Source organism: Aquabacterium sp. T101, assembly GCF_057219775.1.
Map to the genome: position 1 here is coordinate 153,493 of NZ_JBXVVZ010000001.1, position 21,373 is coordinate 174,865.

Sequence of the window (21,373 nt, forward strand, 5' to 3'; positions counted from 1 at the left end):
ACGGCGCACTTGCCCGTTGCGGAAAAACGCGGATTATAGGCGACGAGCCGAAACTCAGCCGCCGCGCCGCATCATGTCGAAGAAATCGAGGTTGTTCTTCGACGCCTTCATCTTGTCGAGGATGAACTCCATCGCCTCGATCTCGTCCATCGGATAGAGCAGCTTGCGCAGGATCCAAGTCTTCTGGAGGATCTCGGGCTTGAGCAGCAGCTCCTCGCGCCGCGTGCCGCTCTTGTTGATCAGGATCGACGGGTAGACGCGCTTCTCGGCCATGCGGCGGTCCAGGTGGATCTCGCAGTTGCCGGTGCCCTTGAACTCCTCGTAGATCACCTCGTCCATCTTGGAGCCGGTGTCGATCAGCGCGGTGCCGATGATGGTCAGCGAGCCGCCTTCCTCGACGTTGCGGGCCGCGCCGAAGAAGCGCTTGGGGCGCTGCAGCGCATTGGCGTCCACGCCGCCGGTCAGCACCTTGCCGGAACTGGGCAGCACGTTGTTGTAGGCGCGGGCCAGGCGGGTGATCGAGTCGAGCAGGATCACCACGTCCTTGCGCAGCTCGACCAGGCGCTTGGCGCGCTCGATCACCATCTCGGCCACCTGCACGTGGCGCGCGGCCGGCTCGTCGAAGGTGGAACTGATGACCTCGCCGCGCACGGTGCGCACCATCTCGGTCACTTCCTCCGGACGCTCGTCCACCAGCAGCACGATCAGGTGGACGTCCGGATGGTTGGCCACCAGGGCGTGGGCCAGCTGCTGCATCATGACCGTCTTGCCGGTCTTGGGCTGGGCCACCAGCAGGGCGCGCTGGCCCTTGCCGATCGGTGCCACCAGGTCGATGATGCGGCAGGTGATGTTCTCGTCGGCCTTCAGGCCGTCGCGTTCCAACTTGAACTGCTCTTTCGGGAAGAGCGGCGTCAAGTTGTCGAACATGATCTTGTGCTTGTTCTCCTCGGGCGTCACGCCGTTGACGCGATCGACCTTGACCAGCGCGAAGTAGCGTTCGCCGTCCTTGGGGACGCGGACCTCGCCTTCGATCATGTCGCCGGTGTGGAGATTGAAGCGGCGGATCTGGCTCGGCGACAGGTAGATGTCGTCGGTGGACGCCATGTAGCTGGTGTCGATCGAGCGCAGGAAGCCGAACCCGTCGGGCAGGACCTCCAGCACCCCGTCGCCGAACACCTGCTCGCCGGCCTTGGCGCGCTTCTTCATGATCGCGAACATCAGCTCCTGCTTGCGCAGGCGGGCGACGTTCTCGATCTCCAGCTCCTCGCCCATCTTGATCAGGGCGGAGACGTGCTGTGCTTTGAGTTCTGACAGGTGCATAGGAAGGATGAACCCTCGGTGCGACGGCCGCGCCTGCCAAGCGCTGCCGCCCGTGTCGGCCCCGTGGAGAAGGGGTGTACTGACCCTGCACCCCGACCCGGGCGCGCGTGTGGCACACCAGGGCAGGACGTCAGGGGAGGGGCCGGGACCGTGCGCCGGGAGCCTCAACTGAGGCCGTCGTCCAGCGCCGCGGTGGCAATCTGTGGCCGGCCCAGAGGACCGGCAATGCGGAGATTATAGGTGACTGTCGATGAAGGCCGTGAACTTGGCCTTCGGATGGGCGCCCACCAGGGTACCGGCCAGCTGGCCACCCTTGAAGAGCATCAGCGTCGGGATACCGCGGATGCCGAACTTGCCCGGCACTTCCTGGTTCTCGTCGACGTTCATCTTCGCGATCTGGAGCTTGTCGCCGTACTGCTTGGACAGCTCGTCCAGGATCGGGGCGATCATCTTGCACGGGCCGCACCATTCGGCCCAGTAGTCCACCAGCACCGGCTTGTCGGACTTGAGGACGTCGCCCTCGAACGAGGCGTCGGTCACGTGCTTGATCAGTTCGCTGCTCATCGCGGTTTCCTTAGGGGCTCTGCGGGCGACATGGGGCGTCGAGAGCACAATGATTCTGACACAGCCCCCGTGGCCCTGCAGGCCGGGGCACGGGGAGTCCTCAATGACGGCGATAGTTCGGCGGCAGCTTCATTCCTGGCTCATCGACGGCAGCTTCTGGCCCGCGCTTGCGGCCGAGGCCTGCCAGTGGTGGGCCGCCGAGGCCGTCCCGCTGCGCGAGGCCACGATGCTGCTGCCCCATCCCGCCCTGCTGCCGGTCGCGCGCTCGGCCTTCGCGCGCCGGGGCGGCTGGCAGCCCCGCATCGAGACGCCTGCGACGCTGGCTGATGCGCTCGGCCCGGGGCCGGCCCCGGCCGACGGCGCGCTCACGGGGGACCGCGTCACCGACCGCCTCGTGGTGTCGTCGATGCTGCTGCGCGAGCAGGCCTTCATGCAGTGGCGCGAGCGCGAACCGCGCGCCTTCGCCGCGGCAGTGGACGCGGTGGTCGACACGGCCCAGGGCCTGGCCCGGGCCGCGCGGGAGCAGCCGCCCGCCGCGCGGGCCGGCTGGTGGGGCGCCGTGCTGGACGCGCTGCCGCCGGCGGGCGGGCCGGGTGCGATCGAGCGCCAGTTGGCCCGCCTGGCCGTGCAATGGGCCGCCGAGGCGGCCGCGCCTGCGACCGATCGACTCTGGCACCGGCCTCTGCCGGGCCTGGCCGGTCTGGCCCTGGGCGGCGGGGACCCCTTCATCGACCGCCTGCTCGACGTGTCGGCGCAGGCCGGCCACCGCGTGCTCCGGCTCGAGGCCGACCCGCCCGCCGACGCCCCGTTTGCCGCCGCGGCCGCCTGGCCCGAGCCCCGGCGCCTGCGCGTCGAGACCCTGGAGGACGAGGCCGCCGCGGCCGCGCTGGCCGTGCTGGACGCCGTGGATGCCGGACGCGTACCCGTGGCGCTCGTGGCCGAGGACAGGCTGGTGGTGCGCCGCGCCCGCGCCCTGCTGGAACGCGCCGGCGTGGCCCTGGCCGACGAGACCGGCTGGACCCTGTCCACCACGCGGGCCGCGGCCGGCCTGATGGCCTGCCTGCGCGCCGTGCTGCCCACGGCCGGTCGCGACACCCTGGTCGAGGCGATGAAGGCGGCCGGACCTGCCTCGGCCGAGACGGCCGCCGCGCTGGAAGACGCATGGCGGCGCGAGCGGACACCGGGCGACGAGGCCCGGGCCGGCCAGCAGGCCTTCACCGGCCGGCTGGCGCTGCTGCGACTGGCGGGCACGCCGTCCCTGATGGCCTGGCTGGACGCGCTGGAGGCGGCGTTGCCGGACCTGACGGCCGCGCTCGCCACCGATGCCGCCGGGCGCCAGGTGCTGGGCGCGCTGCGATTGGGGCGGGACCGGCGGCGCGAGCCGGCGCCCTGGGTGCGCGCAGCACGGGGCACGCCGCTCGATCTGGCCGGCTTCATCGACTGGGTCGACCGCACGCTCGAATGCAGCAGCTTCGTGCCGGCCTCGCCCGCCGGTGCGCCGGTGGTCATCACGCCCCTGGCGCTGGCCGCGGGCCGTCCGTTCCCGGCCGTGGTGTTCCCGTCGTGCGACGAGCGCCACCTCGGGGCGTTCCGCGCGGCGCCGGGGCTCGTGCCCGACGCCGTGGCGCAGCAGCTCGGCCTGCCTGCCGCGTCGACACGCCAGCGAGAACGCGAGGCGTTGTCCTTCGCCGCCGTGCTGCGCACGCCCGGCGTCGTGCTGGTTCGGCGCAGCCATGACGGCGCCGAGGCGCTGGCGCCGAGCCCGTGGGTCGAGCTGGTGCGGCTGGCGCGGCGACGGGCGGGCAGGGACGACGCCGACGAGCAGGTGCTGGCGCTGCCGCTCGGGCGCGTGGCGCGTCAGCCGGTCACCCGCCCCGCGCCGTCCTTCGGCGACCGCCTGCCCGAGCGCCTGTCGGCCACCGCGGTGGAAGCGTTGCGCGAGTGCCCCTACCAGTTCTTCGTGCGCGAGGCGCTCGGGCTGCGCGAGACCGGCGAACTGGACGAGGAGGCCGACCACGGCGACTACGGTCGCTGGCTGCACGCCACGCTGCACGACTTCCACACGCGTCGCAGCGGTCAAGACGACCGGGCCGAGCTGATGGCCGCAGCCGACGCCGCCCAGGAGGCGCTCGCGCTGGACGCGGCGCAGATGTGGCCCTTCCGCGCCGCGTTCGGCGACTTCGCCACGCGATACCTCGATTGGCTGCACCAGCGCGACAAGGCGGGCTGGCGCTTCGCCGCGGGCGAGGTCGAGCGGCGCACCGCGCCGGGCGCCCTGGGGGGCGTCGCGATGGACGGTCGCCTGGACCGCATGGACCGGGACGCGCAGGGCCGCCTGATGGTCATCGACTACAAGACCGGCCGCGTCGACACGCTCAAGCGTCGCGTCAAGCAGCGGCTGGAAGACACGCAGCTCGCGTTCTACGCCGCCCTGGTGGCCAGCGACGACGGTGCGCCGCCGCGCGCGGTGTACCTGCCGCTGCGCGACAAGGACGCCGTGGTCGAGATCGAGCACGAGGACGTGGCCGAGACCGCGCGCCAGCTCATCGACGGCCTGGGCGCCGACCTCGCCGCGTTGCGCTCGGGCGCGGGCGCCGCCGCGCTGGGCGAGCCCCCGGCCTGCGACCACTGCGCCGCACGCGGGCTGTGCCGGCGCGACCACTGGAGCGACGCATGAGCGGCGCCGCCTACCGGCTCGACGGTCAGGTGGTCGCGCCCGGGGCCTTCTACGCCACCGCCTGCGACCCACGCCGGCATGTCGTGGTGGAGGCCTGCGCCGGGGCCGGCAAGACCTGGATGCTGGTGGCGCGCATCGTGCGGGCCCTGCTCGACGGCGCCGCGCCGCAGGAGGTGCTGGCCATCACCTTCACCCGCAAGGCGGCCGGCGAGATGCGCACGCGCCTCGTCGAAGGCCTGCGGCGCTGCTCCCGCATGACGGCCGACGAGGCGGCGGCCGAGCTGGTGCGCTACGGGCTGGCGCCCGAGCCCGCCCGGCAGCGGGCCCCCGAGCTGATTGGCCTGTACGAGCGGCTGCTGCACGGTGGCCGGATGGTCGAGGTGCGCACCTTCCATGCCTGGTACTCGCAGCTGCTGCGCGCCGCGCCGCTCGAACTGCTGGCCGACCTGCAGCTTGCGCCGGGCCTGGCGCTGATCGAGGACATCGAGGACCTGCGGCCCGACCTGATGAAGGCCTTCCACCGGTCGCTGCTGGGCGACGCTGCACTGGGCGACGACTACCGCCGGCTGGCCGAGCGCCACGGCCGGCATGTGCTGAACCAGTGGCTCGCCAAGGCCATCGAGCGCCGCACCGAGATCGAGCTGGCCGACGCCGCGGGGGTGCTGGAGCACAGCGTGGAGCCCGCGGCACGCCGCGACGCGCACCTGGAGGTGCTCGACGCGGGCTTCGTCGGGCAGGCGCAGGCGCTGGCCCGGGCCCTGGGGACGCGCGCGGCGAAGAGCGTCAAGGCCGAGGCCGCCGCGCGGGGCGTGGTCGACGCGCTCGCGTGCGACGACGCGGCCGGGCGCTACCAGGCGCTGCGGGAGACGCTGTTCACCGAGAAGGGCCGCGGCACGCCGCGCAAGCAGCTCGGCGACCTGCCCGAGCAGGCGCGGATGTGCGACACGCTCGACGCCATCGAGCGCGACCTCGCCCAGCAGCATGCGCACGAGGACCATGTCGCCCTGTCGCGGCTGTCGCGCCGGCTGTTCGCCTGCCACACCGAGGTGAAGGGCCGCCGCGGGCTGATCGACATGGCCGACCTGGAGCGGGTGGCGCAGGCGCTGCTGTCGAGCCACGAGCTGTCGGGCTGGGTGCAGGAACGGCTCGACGCGCGCGTGCGCCACCTGCTGATCGACGAGTTCCAGGACACCAGCCCGCTGCAATGGCAGGCGCTGCATGGCTGGCTGTCGGCCTATGCGGGCGCAGGTGGCGACGGGCCGCGCCTGTTCATCGTCGGCGACCCCAAGCAGAGCATCTACCGTTTCCGCCGTGCCGAGCCGCGTGTGTTCGAGGCGGCGCAGCGTTTCGTCGTCGACGCGCTGCAGGGCACGCTGGCGGCCTGCGACCACACGCGCCGCTGCGCGCCCGGCGTCGTCGCGGTGGTCAACCAGGTGTTCGCCGGCCTGGCCGCCGAGGGGCGCCTGCCCGGCTGGCGTGACCACACCACCGAGGTGGCGGCCGACCCTGATGCCGGCCCCGCGCTGCTCGCGCTGCCCACGGCCGAGCGGGTGACGCGGGCCGGGGCCACCGGCGACCGCGACCGCGTCTGGCGCGAGTCGCTGGTCGAGCCGCGCCATGAGCCCGACGAGGAGTCGCGCGGGCCCGAAGCCGCCGAGGTGGCCCGGGCGATCGCGGCGCTGGTGCGCGGGCAGGGCGTGCCGCCGGGCGAGATCTTCGTGCTGGCGCGCAAGCGCGAGGTGCTGCGCCATGCGGCCGACGCCCTGGCGGCCCTGCACCTGCCGCACGTGGCGATCGAGGGGCTGAAGCTGGGCGACCTGCCCGAGGTGCAGGACCTGCTGGCCGTGCTCGACGTGCTGGCGTCTCCAGGCCAGGCGCTGTCGCTGGCGCGCGCATTGCGCAGCCCGATGTTCGGCGCCGCCGACGAGGACCTGCTCTGGCTGGCGCGCCGGTCCGGCGCCGCCGGGGGGTGGCGGGCCGCCCTGGCCGGCGCGGCGGACGACCCCGCGGCGCCACAGTCCCTGCGGCGCGCCGCCACGCTGCTGGCGCGCTGGCAGGCCCAGGCGGCGATGCTGCCGCCGCACGACCTGCTCGACCGCATCGTGCACGACGCCGACCTGCTGCCGCGTCTGGCGGCCGCCGTGCCGCCGGACCGTCATGCCCGCGCGATGCAGGCCGTGCCGGCGCTGCTGGCGTGTGCGCTCGACCTCGACGGCGGCCGCTACGCGTCGCCGTATGCGTTCGTGCGGGAGCTGCGCCGGCGCAGCATCGAGGCCCCCCTGCTGCAGACGGAGCAGGCGGTGCAGCTGCTCACCATCCACGGCGCCAAGGGCCTGGAGGCGCGCCACGTGTTCCTGATGGAGGCCGCGCCCGTGCCGCCGCGCCCCGACACCGCCACCGTGCTGGTGGACTGGCCGGTCGACGCCGCGGCGCCGCGGCGCGTGGCCTTCGTGGCCAGGGAGACGCAGTGCCCGCCGTCGCTGCAGCCGCTGCTGGCCCAGGAGCAGGCCGCGCGCGACCGCGAGGAGGCCCATGCGCTGTACGTGGCGCTGACCCGCGCGGAGACTTCGCTCGTGATCAGCCGCACGCTGCTGAAGGGCGGGGGCGGGCCCGGCTCCTGGTGGGAGCGGCTGGCGCCGCTGGCCCAGGGCTGGACGCCGCCACCGGCCCCGCCGGGGGCCAGCGATCCCACCGAGGCGACCTGGGTCGACCTCCGGCTCGGGGACCGTTCGGGCGTGGCGGTGCCGCCGGATCAGCCGCTGCCGGCCGTTCCGCCGACGTCGGTCGCGCCGCCGGCCGACGCGGACGACACCCTGGCGCGCGTCGGCGACGCCTTGCATCGCACGCTGGAATGGGCGTCGGCCGGGCCGCTGCCGGACGCCGACGGCCTGCAGGCGCTGGCCGCGGCGGCCGCGCGCGCCTTCGGCGTCGCCGACGACACGGCCGTGCTGCAGGGTGCCCGCGCCATCCTCGACAGCCCGCAGTGCCGGCGCTTCTTCGACCCGCTCACGGTGGCCTGGGCCGACAACGAGGTCACCGTGGCGGGTGACGGCGGCGAGGTGCGGCGCATCGACCGCCTGGTGCGCCTGCGCGGCGACGACGCGGGCTGGTGGGTGCTGGACTACAAGCTCGGCGCCGCGCCGCAGGCCGTGCCCGCGTACCTGGACCAGCTCGGCGGCTATCGGCAGGCCGTGGCGCGGCTGGTGCCGGGCGAGCCCGTGCGCGCGGCCTTCGTCACCGGGCGCGGCGAGCTGATCGAGCTGCCGGGCACGTCGGTGCAGCCCTAGGCCGGCCCCGGCCCGAAGCTGGGCCGCAAACGCCCGGCTGTTCGGGCCTTCGACGCCGCGCTGCCCGGCGTCCAATCGGCAGACGACCCTGCCTGCGCGATGACCGATTTCGCCCCCAGTTCCCACGCCCCTCTCCAGCCCCTGCCGGGCGTAGCTGCCGCTCCGGGTGCACGGCCGGCGGCCGTGCGCCGCCTGGGCCGCTTCGAGCTGCGCTCGCTGGTCGGGCGCAGCGCGCACTCGATGGCCTGGCGCGTGGGCGACCCGCGCACCGGCCATGAACTGCTGCTGGTGATGCCGCGCCGGCAGCCGCCGGACCCGACGGCGCTGCAGGCCTGGCTGGACAACGCCCGCCGTGCGGCCCGCCTGACCCATCCGCACCTGGGGCACGTGGTCGAGGTCGGCGAGCAGGAACGCTGGCCCTACGTGGCCTACGACGGCGGCGACGCCGTCACGCTGGCCGAGCACGCCGCCGCGCGCAGCGCGCGCCGCGACACCGACGCCCCCTCGGACGTGGCGCGCTGGATCGCGCAGGCCGCCAGCGGGCTGGCCTTCGCCCACGACGCCGGCCACGCCCATCGCGATGTGCAGCCCTGGCTGATCACGCTGTCCGAGACCGGCGCGGTGCGCGTGCTGGGCCTGGAGGTGGCCCCGCCGGGTGCCGTGCCCGTGTCGGACTGGAAAGACGACGCCACCGTCGGCGGCACCGAGCGCCAGGCGCTGCGCGGCGCCGCCGAGCGCGACGTGCTCGCGCTGGCGGTCGTGATGCATGCCCTGCTGACCGGTACGCCGCCGCTGGACGAGCCCGACGTGGCGTCGGTGCTGTCGCGCATGGCACCGGCCGGTCGCGAGCCGGTGCGCCTGCCCTGGGACCTGCCGCGGCCGGTACCGGACGTGCTGCGCGCCATCGCCAACCGCGCCACCGACCGCCAGCCGCGCCAGCGCTATCGCAATGCGCGCACGCTGGTGCGGGCGCTCGAAGGCTTCCTCGAGGCCGACGCCCACCAGGGCGCCGACGCCCATGCGCAGCTGGTCGACCGTGTGCGCCAGATCGGCGTGCTGCCGGCCCTGCCCGGCGCGGCGGCCCGCGCGGCCCGCCTGGCCCTGATGGAGCGCGAGCACACGGAAGAGCTGGCGCAGGTGGTGCTGCGCGACCCGGCGCTGTCGTTCGAACTGCTGCGCACGGTGAACAGCGCGCAGCACAGCGTGGAGTCGCAGGCCTCGCTGCTGGCCGGCAGCGGCCCGGTGCTCACCGTGCGCCGCGCGGTGGCCATGCTCGGCCTGGACGGCGTGCGCCGCTGCGCCCTGGCGCTGCGCGACTGGCCGGGACCGCTCGACGCCACGGCGGCGCAGGAGCTGCAGCAGGCGATCGCCCTGGCCCAGCGCGCCGCGCGCCTGGCCCAGCTGCTGCGGCCGGCCGGCTACGACGGCGAGATGGTGTCGCTGGTGACGCTGCTGCAGAACCTGGGCCGGCTGCTGGTGCAGTACCACTATCCCGACGAGATCCGCCAGGTGCGGCGGCTGATGCTGCCGGCCCCAGGCCCGCGCGACGGCGACCCGGACCAGCCCGGGCTCGACGAACAGACGGCGGCGTTCGCCGTGCTGGGCGCCGACATCGAATCGATGGGCGCCGCGGTCGCGCGCTGGTGGGGCCTGGACGATTCGGTGCTGCACATGATCCGTCGCCTGCCCACCGGTGTGCCGGTGCGCAGCGTCGACACCGACGACGACATGCTGCGCACCGTGGCCAGCGCCGCCAACGAGGCCATGGACGTGCTGTCGCTGTCGGGCACGCGCCAGGCCGCGGCGCTCGAACGGGTGGCACTGCGTTACGCGCGCACGCTGAGCCTGAACGTGCGCGACCTCGTGGCCGCCGTGCAGGCCAGTGCGACCGTGGCCAGCGCTGCCGCTGCGCTGGCCGAGCCACCGGCGCCGCAGGCCCAGGACCCGTCCCCGGCGCCGCGTGCGGCGGACCCGGCATGAACGCGCGCACCGGCCACCAGCGCATCGGCCGCTTCGCGCTGCTGCGCGAACTCGGGCGCGGCGCCCAGGCCACGGTCTGGCTGGCCTACGACGACCGCCTGGACCGCGAGGTGGCGCTCAAGCTGCTGGACACCACGTCCGACGAGCTCACCATCGACCAGTGGCTGCACGAGGCCCGCTCCGTCAGCCGCCTGTCGCACCCCAACCTGGTGCCGGTGTTCGAGGCCGACGAGTCGGGCGGCCGACCCTACCTGGTGTTCGAGTACGTGGCCGGGCCCACGTTGTCGGCCCACCTGCGCGAGCGCGGCGGCATGCTGCCCGCGCGCGAGGCCGTGGGCCTGATGCTGGGCGTGCTGGACGCGCTGGCGGCGGCCCACGAGCGCGGCATCGTGCACCGCGACCTGAAGCCGTCCAACGTGCTGATCGACGCGCAGGGCCGCGCCCGCGTGATGGACTTCGGCATCGCCGCGCGCATGAAGGACCCGCGCGAGGCCGGCGTCGTGTGCGGCACGCCGGGCTACATCTCGCCCGAGGCGGCCCGCGGCGCGGCGCCTCAGCCGGCGATGGACCTGTTCGCCGCCGGCGTGATGCTGGCCGAGATGGTCGGCGGCCGGCGCCTGATCACCGAGCGCGACCCGATGAAGGCGCTCGAGCGCGTGCAGCGCGAGGACCTCCAGCTGGCCGCCACCACGGCGGGCGGCGAGGCGATCGACGAGTCGCTGCGCGCGATCGTGCAGCGCGCGCTGGCGCGCGACCCCGCGGCGCGCACGCGCAGCGCGCAGGCCCTGCACCAGGCGTTGTCGCAGTGGCTGCAGGGCGGCACGGCGCCCGCCCCGGGGGCCGACGCCGGGGCCGACACCGGTGGCGCGGCCCAGGGCCATGCCACGCTCGACTTCCTGCTGCGGCGCATGAAGACGCGCGCCGACTTCCCGGCGCTGTCGGACGCGGTGGTGCGCATCCAGCGCGTGGCCAGCTCGGAGAAGGACAACCTGTCGACGCTGGCCGACGAGATCCTGAAGGACGTGGCGCTCACCAACAAGCTGCTGCGCCTGGTGAACTCGGCGCACTACAGCGCCGCCGGCGGGGCCGTCAGCACGGTGTCGCGCGCGGTGGCGCTGGTGGGCTTTGCCGGCATCCGCAACATGGCGCTGTCGCTGGTGCTGCTGGAGCACATGCAGGACAAGCGCCACGCCGAGCAGCTGAAGGAGGAGTTCCTGCGCGCACTGATGGCCGCCACGCTGGCCAACGAGCTCACGCCCACGGCGCGCGAGGCCGAGGAGAGCTTCCTGGCCGCGATGTTCCAGAACCTGGGCCGACTGCTGGTGGAGTTCTACTTCCCGCAGGAGGCGATCCAGGTGCGCGAGCTGGCGCGCCCGGCCACGGCGCGCAGCGCGGCGCTGGACGAGGCCACGGCGGCGCAGCGCGTGCTGGGCCTGTCCTTCGGCGACATCGGCCAGGGCGTGGCCAAGGCCTGGGGCCTGCCCGACACGCTGCAGCGCGCGATGCGCGTGCCCGAGGGCGAGCCGCCGTCGCGGCCGGTGGGCCGCCACGGCCTGGACCGGCAGCGCTGGCTCGGCCGCATGGCCACCGAGGTGGCCGACGCGATGCTCGACGACGGGGCCGACGCCGGCCGCCGCATCGAGGCCATCGCCGAGGGCTACGGCCGCTCGCTCGAGGTGAAGCCCGAGCAGGTGCAGGCCGCGTCGGCGCGGGCGCAGGAGCGCCTGTCGCAGCTGGCCCAGGCGATGCAGATCAACCTCGGCAGCAAGGCGCGTGCGCGCCACCTGCTGCCCGCCCCCGCGGCCGAGCCGGTGCCTGACACGCTCGACCAGCACACGCTCAAGGCCACCGACATGGCCCCGCTGGACGCGGCCGACGACAAGACCCTGGTGCAGCCGCGCCCACGCGATGCGGCCCTGGTGGCAGACATGCTCGCCCAGGGGGTGCAGGACATCACCCAGCACATGGTGGCCGACGGCTTCAAGCTCAACGAGGTGCTGCGCATGATCCTGGAGACCATGATCCGTGCGCTGGGCTTCCGCCGCGTGGTGTTCTGCCTGCGCGACCCGAAGACCAACCAGCTCACCGGCCGCTTCGGCCTGGGCGAGGACGCGGCGCAGGTCGCCGCCGCGATCCAGGTGCCGCTGAAGCCGGCCCCGGGCGCGCCGCCCGACCTGTTCACCGCGGTGTGCGCCAAGGGCGCCGACACGCTGATCGCCGACGCGACGCAGCCCGCGATCGCCAGCCGCCTGCCGGCCTGGTACGTGAAGAAGGTGAACGCGCCGTCGTTCCTGCTGCTGCCGCTGCTGCTCAAGGGCGCGCCGTTCGCGCTGATCTACGCCGACCAGGCGCAGCCGGGCGGCATCGAGCTGGGGGAGAAGGAACTGGCGCTGCTGCGCACGTTGCGCAACCAGGGCGTGATGGCCTTCAAGCAGGCAGGGTGACGAGCCTTACCCCCGGCACTGGTTGCAACGCTAAGGGCTGCTTGGTTCCCCACCTGACCCGGTTGGGCGCGCTTCCATGCGGGGAGGCCCGTCGGGGCGGATTGTAGTCGGCCGGGCCGACCGGGGCCCGGCGGCCGCTCAGCGCAACTGCAGCGCGTCGTCGCCGTAGCGTAGGGACAGCGGCTCCACCAGCAGCTGCTTGTCGCCGGCTTCCACGCGCCCGGCCACCCAGGCGTCGACGCCCTGGGCCCGCGCCACGGCCACCGTGCGCTCGGCGTCCTCGGCGGCGACGAAGATCGCGAAGCCCGCCCCCATGTTGAAGGTGGAGTACGCCTCCTGCGCGTCGTGGCCGGCATGGCGCGCGATGAACGCCAGCACCGGCGGCACCGGCGGCACCTGCGTGATGCGGTAGGTGAAGCGCCCCGGGTGGCGCAGCAGCTTGCGCCAGCCGTGGCCGGTGATGTTGGCGCAGTAGTGCGGCGCGATGCCCGCCTTCCACAGCGCCTCGGTCACCGGCGAGTACAGCGTGGTCGGCGCGAGCAGCGCGTCGCCATAGGGGGTGCCGGCCGCGTCCACCGGCGTCAGCCAGCCCTCGGGCAGGCGCTCGACCACCTTGCGCGCCAGGCTCACGCCGTTGGCATGGATGCCCGACGAGGCCAGCAGCACGATCGCGTCGCCCGGCCCGAGGCGGTCGCCCACCGACAGGCGCTGCTTGGGGTTGACGATGCCGGTGCAGCTGGCGGCCAGGTCGATCCGCCCGGCCTCGACGATGCCGGCCAGCGCCGGCGTCTCGCCGCCGCCCCAGGCCACGCCGCACACCTCGCAGGCGCGGCGCCAGCCGGCCACCAGCGCCTGCGCCCGGGTCGCGTCGCCGAACCAGTCGCTGCCGCCGGCGGCCCAGTAGGCCTGCACCACCAGCGGCGTGGCGCCCACGGTGATCAGGTCGTTGACCGCCATCGCGATCGTGTCCTGCGCGATGCCGGCGTAGTAGCTGCGGCCGGTCAGGCGCGCCATCTCGTCGGCCACCAGCGCCTTGCTGCCCAGGCATTCGACGATGCTGGCCAGGTAGAACGGACCGACGTCGACCACGTAGGCCGACTCGCCGCGCGAGGCGGCCACTTCGGTGAAGCCATGGGCCGCCAGCTGCGTGGCGGTGGAGGCCGCGGCGCGCTGCGCGGCCACCTTCAGCGGGTCGATCTTGTCGTAGTCGACGCCGGCCTGGTCGTACGTCAGCGAGCTCGTGGTCATGGCGGCGGATTATCCGGCAGGCCCGGGCACGGGCCGCGACCGGGCCGCCCTCTAGAATCGTCCGCATGAGTTACGTGGTGCTCGCGCGCAAGTACCGGCCGCGGCGGTTCTCGGAGATGGTGGGCCAGGACGCGGTGGTCACCGCGCTCACGCACGCCCTCGAGCAGCGCCGCCTGCACCACGCCTACCTGTTCACCGGCACGCGCGGCATCGGCAAGACGACGGTATCGCGCATCCTGGCCAAGAGCCTGAACTGCACCGGGGCGGACGGGCAGGGCGGGATCACCGCCGCGCCCTGCGGCGTGTGCACCGCCTGCACCGAGATCGACGCCGACCGCTACATCGACTACATCGAGCTCGACGCCGCCAGCAACCGCGGCATCGACCAGATCCGCGACCTGCTCGAACGCGCGGCCTACAAGCCCAGCGTCGGCCGCTTCAAGATCTTCATGATCGACGAAGCGCACCAGCTCACGAAGGACTCGTTCAACGCGCTGCTCAAGACGCTGGAGGAGCCGCCCGAGTACCTGAAGTTCGTGCTGGCCACGACCGACCCCGAGAAGATGCTCCCCACGGTGCTGTCGCGCTGCCTGCAGTTCAACCTGCGCCCGATGGCGCCCGAGGTGGTGGCCGAGCACCTGCAGCATGTGCTCGACACCGAGCAGGTGGGCTACGACGCGGGCTCGATCCGGCTGCTGTCACGCGCGGCGCGCGGCTCGATGCGCGACGCGCTGTCCCTGACCGACCAGGCCATCGCCTACGCCGGCGGCACGCTCGGCGCCGAGGCGGTGCGCGCCATGCTCGGCAGCGTCGACCGCGGCCACGCCGAGCGGTTCGTGCGCGCGCTCGCCTCGCGCGACGGCCGTGCCGTGCTGTCTGGGGTGGCCGCACTGCGCGAGCACGGCCTGTCGGCCGCGGGCACGCTGGAGGAACTGGCCGGCCTGCTGCAGCAGATGGCCATCGAGCAGGCCGTGCCCGGCGCGCTGCCCGACACCGATCCCGACACGCCGGTCACGCGCGAGCTGGCGGCGCTGCTGCCCGCCGACGAGACCCAGCTGCTCTACAGCTTCGTGCTGCACGGCCGCCAGGAGCTGATGCTCGCCCCGGACGCCTATGCCGGCCTGTCGATGGTGTTGCTGCGCCTGCTGGCGTTCGCCCCTGCGGGCACGCCGGGGCCCGGGTCGGCCCGCCCGTCCGATCCGGCGGACCGGGTCGCCAGTCCCTCGGCGCCGACACCGGCCGCGGCCGACGCTGCCGTGCGGCCGGCGGCCGCGCTGGCCAAGTCGCCTCCGCGGGCGGTGGCGAGCACGCCGGCCGCGCCACGGCCGGTGCCGCCGCCGGTCGCCCGCCCGGCGCCGGACGACGTGCCGCCGTGGATGGACGAGCCGCCGCCCGACGAGGCCTTCGACGCCGCCCCGACGCGGCGCGAGCCGGTGCCGGCATCCGCGCCCGCGGCGACGGCATCGGTGGCGCTCGAACCCACGCCCTTGGGCGAGCGCTGGGCCGGCATCGTGGCCCTGCTCGTGCAGCGCCAGGCGGTCACGGCGCTCGCGCGCGAGCTGGCGATGCAGGCGCAGCTCGTCGACCAGCAGGACGGTGCCGAGCCGCAGTGGCGCCTGCGCGTGGAGCGCGAGTCGCTGCGGGCGGCCGGCCTGGTGGACAAGCTCCGCGCGGCGCTCGTCGACACGCTGGGCATCGGGCCGCTGCGGCTGGAGGTCGAGGCCGGCGCCGTCACCGACAGCCCGGCGCGCCGCGACGCCGCCGAGCGCGACCGGCGCCAGCGCGAGGCCGAGGAGCTGATCCGCAACGACCCGCTGGTGCAGGACATGCTCGCCCAGTTCCCGTCGGCACGCATCGTGCCCGGTTCGATCAAACCCCACTAGGAGTTCCCGTCATGATGAAGCAGCAGCTCGCCGGCCTGATGAAGCAGGCCCAGCAGATGCAGGACAACCTCAAGCGCGCCCAGGACGAGCTGGCGCAGATGGAAGTCGAGGGCGTGTCCGGCGCCGGCCTGGTCAAGGTGGTGATGACCTGCAAGCACGACGTGCGCCGCATCACCATCGACCCGAGCCTGCTGGCCGACGACAAGGACATGCTCGAGGACCTGGTGGCTGCGGCCTTCAATGACGGCGTGCGCCGTGCCGAGGAGGTGAGCGCCGAGAAGATGGGCAAGCTCACGGCCGGCATGCCGATGCCGCCGGGCATGAAGTTCCCGTTCTGAACGTGCCGGCGCACTGCCTGCCCGGCGTCGCGGGGCGTGCCCGTGGCTGAACCCGCGCTGTCAGGCCTGATCGAGGCGCTGCGTCGCCTGCCCGGCGTCGGGGTCAAGTCGGCCCAGCGCATGGCCTTTCACCTGCTGCAGCACGACCGCGAGGGCGCGCTGAAGCTGGCCACCGCGCTCACGGGCGCGGTGGCGCAGGTGCACCACTGCCAGCGCTGCCACACCTTCAGCGAGAGCCCGGTGTGCGACGTGTGCAGCGACCCGCAGCGCGACCCGAGCCGCCTCGCGGTGGTGGAAACGCCCGCCGATCAGGCGGCCCTGGAGCGCACCGGCAGCTATCGCGGCCTGTACTTCGTGCTGATGGGGCGCCTGTCGCCGCTGGACGGTGTGGGCGTGCGCGACATCGGCGTGGCCGAGCTGCTGGAGCGGGCCGCCGACCCGGCCGTGGAAGAGGTGATCCTGGCGCTGGGCTTTTCCGCCGAGGGTGAGGCCACCGCCCACGCGCTGGGCCAGGCCCTGCGCGCCCGGGGCAAGTCGGTCACCCGGCTGGCGCGCGGCGTGCCCGTGGGCAGCGAACTCGAGTACGTCGACCTGTCGACGATCGCCCACGCGCTGAGCGACCGGCGCTGAGCGTCACGGCCCGCGCGCCGGATCGGCTGGCGGCTATCGCTTGCGGGCGGCGTTGCGCGCCGGCCTCGAAGGCGCGCGCGCCGGCTTGTCGGCGCGTGCGCGCGCCTTCTGTGCCACATACACCACCACCGTGCTGCCGGCGGCGAACTGCGCCGTGGTGGACACCTGGTTCCACTGTGCCACGCTCTTGGCCGGCACGCCGAAGCGCCGCGCCACGCCGCTGACCGTGTCGCCGCGCTTGCCCACGCGCACCGAAACGCGCCGCAGAGCCGGGCCGTCGGCGGCCAGGGCCAGCGTCGCGCTCTCGGCCAGGCGCTCGGGCACGTCGTCGGTGTCGCGGTGCGGATGGCGCGGCACGAGCAGGGTGGAGCCGGCCTTGACCAGCATGCGCGGCGGGATGTCGTTCAGGTCGCGAAGGTCGGCCTCGCTCATGCCCACCTGGCGCGCGGCGTCGGCCGTCTTCATCGTGCGCGGGGCCACCCAGGCGGTCCAGCTCGCCAGCGGCCCCGGGTGCTGCGCCACCGCCTTCACGAAGTGGTTCGCGTTGTCGTAGGGCAGCAGCACCTGCGGCGTGCCGGCCGCCACGATCACCGGCTTGTTCATCTGCGGATTCAGCGAGCGGAACTCGGTCAGAGGCAGCTGGGCCAGCTTCGCGGCCAGCTCGACGTCGATGTCGCGCGCGATGGGCACGGCCAGGAAGTAGGGGTGATTCTCCAGCGGCGGCAGCGTCAGGCCGAAGCGGGCGGGGTCGGCCACGATGTTGACCACGGCCTGCAGCTTGGGCACGTAGTCGCGCGTTTCCATCGGCATGCGCAGGCTGGGGTAGTCGGTGCCGCGGCGGGCACGCTCGTTGGCCCGCACCGCGCGCTGCACATTGCCTTCGCCCCAGTTGTAGGCGGCCAGCGCGAGGTGCCAGTCGCCGAACATGCCGTGCAGCTTGGCCAGGTAGTCGAGCGCGGCGCGGGTGGAGTCCAGCACGCTGCGCCGGTCGTCGCGAAACACGTTCTGCGCCAGTTCGAAGTGGCGACCCGTGGCCGGCATGAACTGCCACATGCCCGAGGCCCGGGCGCGCGACATGGCCTCCGGATTGAAGGCGCTCTCGATGAAGGGCAGCAGCGCCAGTTCGGTGGGCAGGCCCCGGCGTTCCACCTCCTCCACGATGTGGAACAGGTAGCGGCCACCGCGCTCGGTCATGCGCTGCACGTAGTCGGGGCGGTCGGCGTAGTAGCGCTCCCACTTGCGCACGAGGTCGCCGTCGAGGTCGGGCATCGAGTAGCCGTTTCGCACGCGCTCCCACAGGCTGACCCGCGCGCCGCGGTCGTCGAGGTCGATGCGCGCCTCGGGGCGCAGCGGGTCCACCGGCGCCTCGGTGGCGGGGCCGGCGGCGTCGGCCGGGGCGGCCGCCACCGTGCCCTGCGGGGCCGAGGCCGGCACGGCCGCGGGCGACGGTGCCGCGGCGCTGGCGACGGGCGCGGCGGCGACCGGGCGGGGCGGCTCCGCAGGGGGGGCCGGGCCGTCGTCGCGCGGCGCCGTGGCGCATCCCCACAAACCCGCCAGGGCGGCCAGGGCGAGGGCGCTGCGCCAGCGTCGCAGGGCCGTCATCGGAAGGTGTTCTTCCATTCGCGCAGCGCGGCGAACACCGCGGCCGGCGTGCCGTCCGCGGCGCCGTGGTCCAGCGCCGAGGCCACGACCTCGGGTTGCGTGCAGCGCAGGAAAGGGTTCACCTGCTGCTCGCGCTCGATCGACGAAGGCAGCGTCGGCAGGTCCTGCGACCGGCGCTTCTCGCACCAGTCGGTGTAGCGGCGCACCTCGTCGTTGCCGGGCTCGACCGCGGCCGCGAAGCGCAGGTTGGACAAGGTGTACTCGTGCGTGCAGCACACCCGCGTGGCGCCCGGCAGCGACGCCAGCCGGCCCAGCGACGCATGCATCTGCGCCGGCGTGCCCTCGAACAGGCGGCCGCAGCCGGCCGAGAACAGCGTGTCGCCGCAGAACAGCAGCGGCGGCGCGCCGGCCGGGCGATGCAGGTAGGCGATGTGGCCTGCGGTGTGGCCCGGCACGTCGAAGACCTCGAACTCGGTGCCGACGGCCACGATGCGGGCACCGTCGGCGAGCGGCACGAAGGGGGCCGGGATCCGCTCGCGCGCGGGGCCGTACACCGGGCCGCGCAGCCGCGGACGCAGCGCGTCGATGCCGCCCACATGATCGGCATGGTGGTGCGTCACTAGAATCGCCGACAGCTCGAGGCCCTGCGCGTCGAGCGCGGCCTGCACCGGCGCCGCTTCACCCGGATCGACCACCAGCGCCTGCGCGCCATCGTGCAAGAGCCAGATGTAGTTGTCCGTGAAGGCGGGGAGGGCGAGCAGTTCCATCGGCGGCGGGATTATAGGAAGCGCGACCCAGCGGCTCTTCATGAAAGACCACCCTCCCAGCACAGCGGCCTTGGCAGAGTGGCTCGGCACCCCGCCGGGACAGTACCTGCTGGCGTGGGAGCAGGCGCAACTCGACCGCGTGGTGGCCGACGTGTTCGGCTTCCACGCGCTGCAGATCGGGCTGCCGGAACTCGACGCGCTGCGCGCCAACCGCATGCCCCACCGCTGGGTGACGATCGAGCAGCCGGGCAAGCCGCCGAAGACGGTGGCCCTGCTGGCCCATGGCGATGCACTGCCGTTTCCCGAGCGCACGCTCGACCTCGTGGTGCTGCCGCATACGCTCGAACTGGCGCTCGACCCGCACCAGACGCTGGCCGAAGTGGAGCGCGTGCTGATGCCCGAGGGTCGCGTGGTGATCCTCGGCTTCAATGCCGCCAGCCTGTGGGGGCTGCGCCAGCGCATGGGCCGACTTCGCCAGGCCCTGGGCGGCAAGGCGCCGCTGTATCTGCCGCGGCCGGGCGACTTCATCGGCTACTGGCGCCTGCGCGACTGGCTGCGCCTGCTCAGCTTCGAGGTCGAGGGCGGGCGCTTCGGCGCCTACCGGCCGGCGCTGGCATCGCAGCGCTGGCTCGACCGATTCACCTGGATGGACCGCGTCGGCGACCGCTGGTGGCCGGTATTCGGGTCCGTCTACATGGTGGTGGCCGTCAAGCGCATCCGCGGCATGCGGCTGGTGGGCCTGGCGCGGCGCGACCGCGTCAAGGCGCCGGCCGCGCCGGCGGTACTGACACAGCGCCGCCGCCCCGGACACGAACGGGAAACATGACCGACAGCATCATCACGATCTACACCGACGGCAGCTGCAAGGGCAACCCCGGCCCCGGCGGCTGGGGCGCCTGGCTGCGCTGGGGCGCACACGAGAAGGAACTGTGGGGCGGCGAGCCGCTGACCACCAACAACCGCATGGAACTCACCGCCGTGATCGAGGCCCTGTCGGTGCTCAAGCGCGCGAGCCGGGTGGAACTGCACACCGACAGCCAGTACGTCCGGCAGGGCATCACCACGTGGATCCACCAATGGAAGCCGCGCGGCTGGCTCACGGCCGATCGCAAGCCGGTGAAGAACGTCGACCTGTGGCAGCGCCTGGACACGCTGGCGCAGCAGCACCAGGTGCAATGGCGCTGGGTGAAGGGCCACGCCGGCGACCCCGGCAACGAGCGGGCCGACGCCCTCGCGAACCGGGGGGCGGACGCCCAGAGGCAGTAGCCGACCCGATCCGTCGACCGGCGACAACGAATACATTCGAACGATGGCCCTCAAGAAAATGCACACCTGGGTGGCAGTGGCCGGCATCGCCGTCATTGCCGCAGGAGCCTGGTGGTTCCAGAACAAGAAATCCGCGCCGACGACCCCTGCGACCCCGGTGGCGGGCGGCCCGGCCCGGCCGGCCGGGCCGGGTGGCGCCGGCGCAGGGGGCGGCGGCGGTGGCGGGCCTGCCGCGGTCGAGCTGGGCCGGGCCGAGGCAGTGCGGATCGAGGACGACGCCCAGGCCGTCGGCACGGTGCGGGCGGCCCAGTCCGTGATGCTGCGTCCGGAGGTCAGCGGCCGCGTGCAGCGCATCGGCTTCAAGGACGGGCAACGCGTCAAGCGGGGCCAGCTGCTGGTGCAGCTCGACGACCAGCTCCAGCGTGCCCAGCTGCAGCAGGCTGAGGCCCAGGCCTCGATCGCGCGCACCAACCTGCAGCGCAGCCGCGAGCTGCTGGCCCAGAACTTCGTCAGCCAGAGCGCGGTGGACCAGAACGCCGCCGCGCTCGACGTGGCCATGGCGCAGGTGGCGCTGGCCAAGGCCCAGCTGGCTCGGCTGTCGATCGTGGCGCCCTTCGACGGTGTGGCCGGCATCAGCAGCGTCGATGTCGGCGACTACCTGAAGGACGGTGCCGACATCGTCAGCCTGGAGGACCGCTCGCGGCTGTGGGTGGACTTCCGCCTGCCCGAGCGCTACGTCGGCCTCACCCGCCCCGGCCTGAGCGTCAAGGTCACCTTCGACGCGCTGCCCGGCGCCAGCTTCGACGGCAAGGTCGACGCGCTGGACTCGCTGATCGACGCCAACGGACGCTCGCTGCTGGTGCGCGCGCGCATCGACAAGCCGGCCGCGATGCTGACGTCGGGCATGTTCGCTCGGGCGCGCGTCGTGTTCGCGGTGCGCGAGCGCGCCGTGGTGGTGCCCGAGGAGGCGCTGGTGCCGCAGGGCGGCAAGCAATTCGTCTTCAAGGCCGTCGACGGCCCGGCGGTGACCGCGGCGGCCAGTGGCGCCGACCTCGCCCGTGCGCCGGGCAAGGTGTCGCAGCGCATCGAGGCCAAGCTCGGCGTGCGGCAGGCCGGCAAGGTCGAGATCCTGGAAGGCATCGCGCCGGGCGACCTCGTCGTCACCGCAGGCCACCAGCGGCTGTTGCGCGGCGACGCGTTGCCGCTGAGGGTGGTGGACCTGGCCCGCGCGGGCGAAGGCGGGCCGCGCAAGGGCCCGGGCGGTGCCGGGCCCGGCGCCGCGCCGGGCGCCGCTGCGCCTTCGGCCAGCGCGGCCCCCACGCCGCGCGCACCGGCCTGACCCCCGCACGCCCCCAGGCAGGACAGGC

15 protein-coding genes and 1 other RNA gene are annotated in these 21,373 nt (G+C 73.9%); 10 read left to right on the forward strand and 6 right to left on the reverse strand.

Annotated elements, in window-relative coordinates:
• Nucleotides 1-54: 54 nt before the first annotated feature.
• Together rho and trxA are read right to left on the reverse strand one after the other, a co-directional pair.
• Nucleotides 55-1,320, reverse strand: coding sequence for a transcription termination factor Rho (gene rho / locus AC2EAQ_RS00730; protein ID WP_484639753.1), 1,266 nt, complete (start codon nucleotides 1,318-1,320; stop codon nucleotides 55-57).
• Nucleotides 1,321-1,554: 234 nt separating this feature from the next.
• Nucleotides 1,555-1,884, reverse strand: coding sequence for a thioredoxin TrxA (trxA, locus tag AC2EAQ_RS00735; protein WP_484639754.1), 330 nt, complete (start codon nucleotides 1,882-1,884; stop codon nucleotides 1,555-1,557).
• Between the two features lie 103 nt (nucleotides 1,885-1,987).
• On the opposite strand from trxA, the gene AC2EAQ_RS00740 reads away from it, so the two are divergent.
• The 4 genes from AC2EAQ_RS00740 to AC2EAQ_RS00755 all read left to right on the forward strand — a co-directional run bounded on the left by AC2EAQ_RS00740 (nucleotide 1,988) and on the right by AC2EAQ_RS00755 (nucleotide 12,272).
• Complete coding sequence (locus AC2EAQ_RS00740; RefSeq protein WP_484639755.1) at nucleotides 1,988-4,561, forward strand: PD-(D/E)XK nuclease family protein; 2,574 nt, start codon at nucleotides 1,988-1,990, stop codon at nucleotides 4,559-4,561.
• Entirely contained in the window at nucleotides 4,558-7,848 is a 3,291-nt protein-coding gene (locus tag AC2EAQ_RS00745) for a UvrD-helicase domain-containing protein (protein WP_484639756.1), read from the forward strand. The genes AC2EAQ_RS00740 and AC2EAQ_RS00745 overlap by 4 nt, the downstream gene beginning before the upstream one ends.
• A gap of 183 nt (nucleotides 7,849-8,031) precedes the next feature.
• A complete protein-coding gene (locus tag AC2EAQ_RS00750; protein WP_484639757.1) occupies nucleotides 8,032-9,828 on the forward strand; it encodes a serine/threonine protein kinase in 1,797 nt (598 codons plus the stop codon).
• Nucleotides 9,825-12,272 carry a protein kinase domain-containing protein gene (locus AC2EAQ_RS00755; protein ID WP_484639758.1) on the forward strand — a complete coding sequence of 816 codons (2,448 nt, stop codon included), beginning with the start codon at nucleotides 9,825-9,827 and terminating at the stop codon, nucleotides 12,270-12,272. Before AC2EAQ_RS00750 ends, AC2EAQ_RS00755 begins: the two co-directional genes overlap by 4 nt.
• Here AC2EAQ_RS00755 and ffs read toward each other — a convergent pair.
• Nucleotides 12,268-12,365: signal recognition particle sRNA small type (gene ffs, locus AC2EAQ_RS00760), an RNA gene on the reverse strand. The genes AC2EAQ_RS00755 and ffs overlap by 5 nt on opposite strands.
• Before the next feature lie 45 nt (nucleotides 12,366-12,410).
• Complete coding sequence (locus AC2EAQ_RS00765) at nucleotides 12,411-13,520, reverse strand: AIR synthase-related protein (RefSeq protein ID WP_484639759.1); 1,110 nt, start codon at nucleotides 13,518-13,520, stop codon at nucleotides 12,411-12,413.
• A 65-nt stretch (nucleotides 13,521-13,585) separates the two neighbouring features.
• On the opposite strand from AC2EAQ_RS00765, the gene dnaX reads away from it, so the two are divergent.
• The 3 genes from dnaX to recR are packed head-to-tail and all read left to right on the forward strand — an operon-like array spanning nucleotide 13,586 to nucleotide 16,371.
• The gene (dnaX, locus tag AC2EAQ_RS00770) at nucleotides 13,586-15,403 is read left to right on the forward strand and encodes a DNA polymerase III subunit gamma/tau (RefSeq protein ID WP_484639760.1); all 1,818 of its coding nucleotides are present in this window, start codon (nucleotides 13,586-13,588) and stop codon (nucleotides 15,401-15,403) included.
• Nucleotides 15,404-15,414: 11 nt separating this feature from the next.
• Nucleotides 15,415-15,741: a YbaB/EbfC family nucleoid-associated protein gene (locus tag AC2EAQ_RS00775; RefSeq protein WP_484639761.1), complete on the forward strand. Its 327-nt coding sequence runs from the start codon at nucleotides 15,415-15,417 to the stop codon at nucleotides 15,739-15,741.
• A 42-nt stretch (nucleotides 15,742-15,783) separates the two neighbouring features.
• The gene (gene recR, locus AC2EAQ_RS00780; protein WP_484639762.1) at nucleotides 15,784-16,371 is read left to right on the forward strand and encodes a recombination mediator RecR; all 588 of its coding nucleotides are present in this window, start codon (nucleotides 15,784-15,786) and stop codon (nucleotides 16,369-16,371) included.
• 33 nt (nucleotides 16,372-16,404) lie between these two features.
• On the opposite strand, the gene AC2EAQ_RS00785 is transcribed toward recR, so the two are convergent.
• On the reverse strand, nucleotides 16,405-17,973 hold the full coding sequence (locus tag AC2EAQ_RS00785; RefSeq protein WP_484639763.1) for a transglycosylase SLT domain-containing protein: 1,569 nt from the start codon (nucleotides 17,971-17,973) through the stop codon (nucleotides 16,405-16,407).
• Entirely contained in the window at nucleotides 17,970-18,740 is a 771-nt protein-coding gene (gene gloB, locus AC2EAQ_RS00790; protein ID WP_484639764.1) for a hydroxyacylglutathione hydrolase, read from the reverse strand. Before gloB ends, AC2EAQ_RS00785 begins: the two co-directional genes overlap by 4 nt.
• A 70-nt stretch (nucleotides 18,741-18,810) precedes the next feature.
• Here gloB and AC2EAQ_RS00795 point away from each other — a divergent pair, with 70 nt between their 5' ends.
• Genes AC2EAQ_RS00795 through AC2EAQ_RS00805 form a run of 3 tightly spaced genes read left to right on the forward strand, consistent with a single transcriptional unit; the run spans nucleotide 18,811 to nucleotide 21,345 of the window.
• Nucleotides 18,811-19,566 (forward strand): class I SAM-dependent methyltransferase, encoded by a 756-nt coding sequence (locus AC2EAQ_RS00795; protein ID WP_484639765.1) that lies wholly within the window; start codon nucleotides 18,811-18,813, stop codon nucleotides 19,564-19,566.
• The gene (rnhA, locus tag AC2EAQ_RS00800; protein ID WP_484639766.1) at nucleotides 19,563-20,006 is read left to right on the forward strand and encodes a ribonuclease HI; all 444 of its coding nucleotides are present in this window, start codon (nucleotides 19,563-19,565) and stop codon (nucleotides 20,004-20,006) included. The genes AC2EAQ_RS00795 and rnhA overlap by 4 nt, the downstream gene beginning before the upstream one ends.
• 43 nt (nucleotides 20,007-20,049) lie before the next feature.
• Complete coding sequence (locus tag AC2EAQ_RS00805) at nucleotides 20,050-21,345, forward strand: efflux RND transporter periplasmic adaptor subunit (protein ID WP_484639767.1); 1,296 nt, start codon at nucleotides 20,050-20,052, stop codon at nucleotides 21,343-21,345.
• Nucleotides 21,346-21,373: the final 28 nt, after the last annotated feature.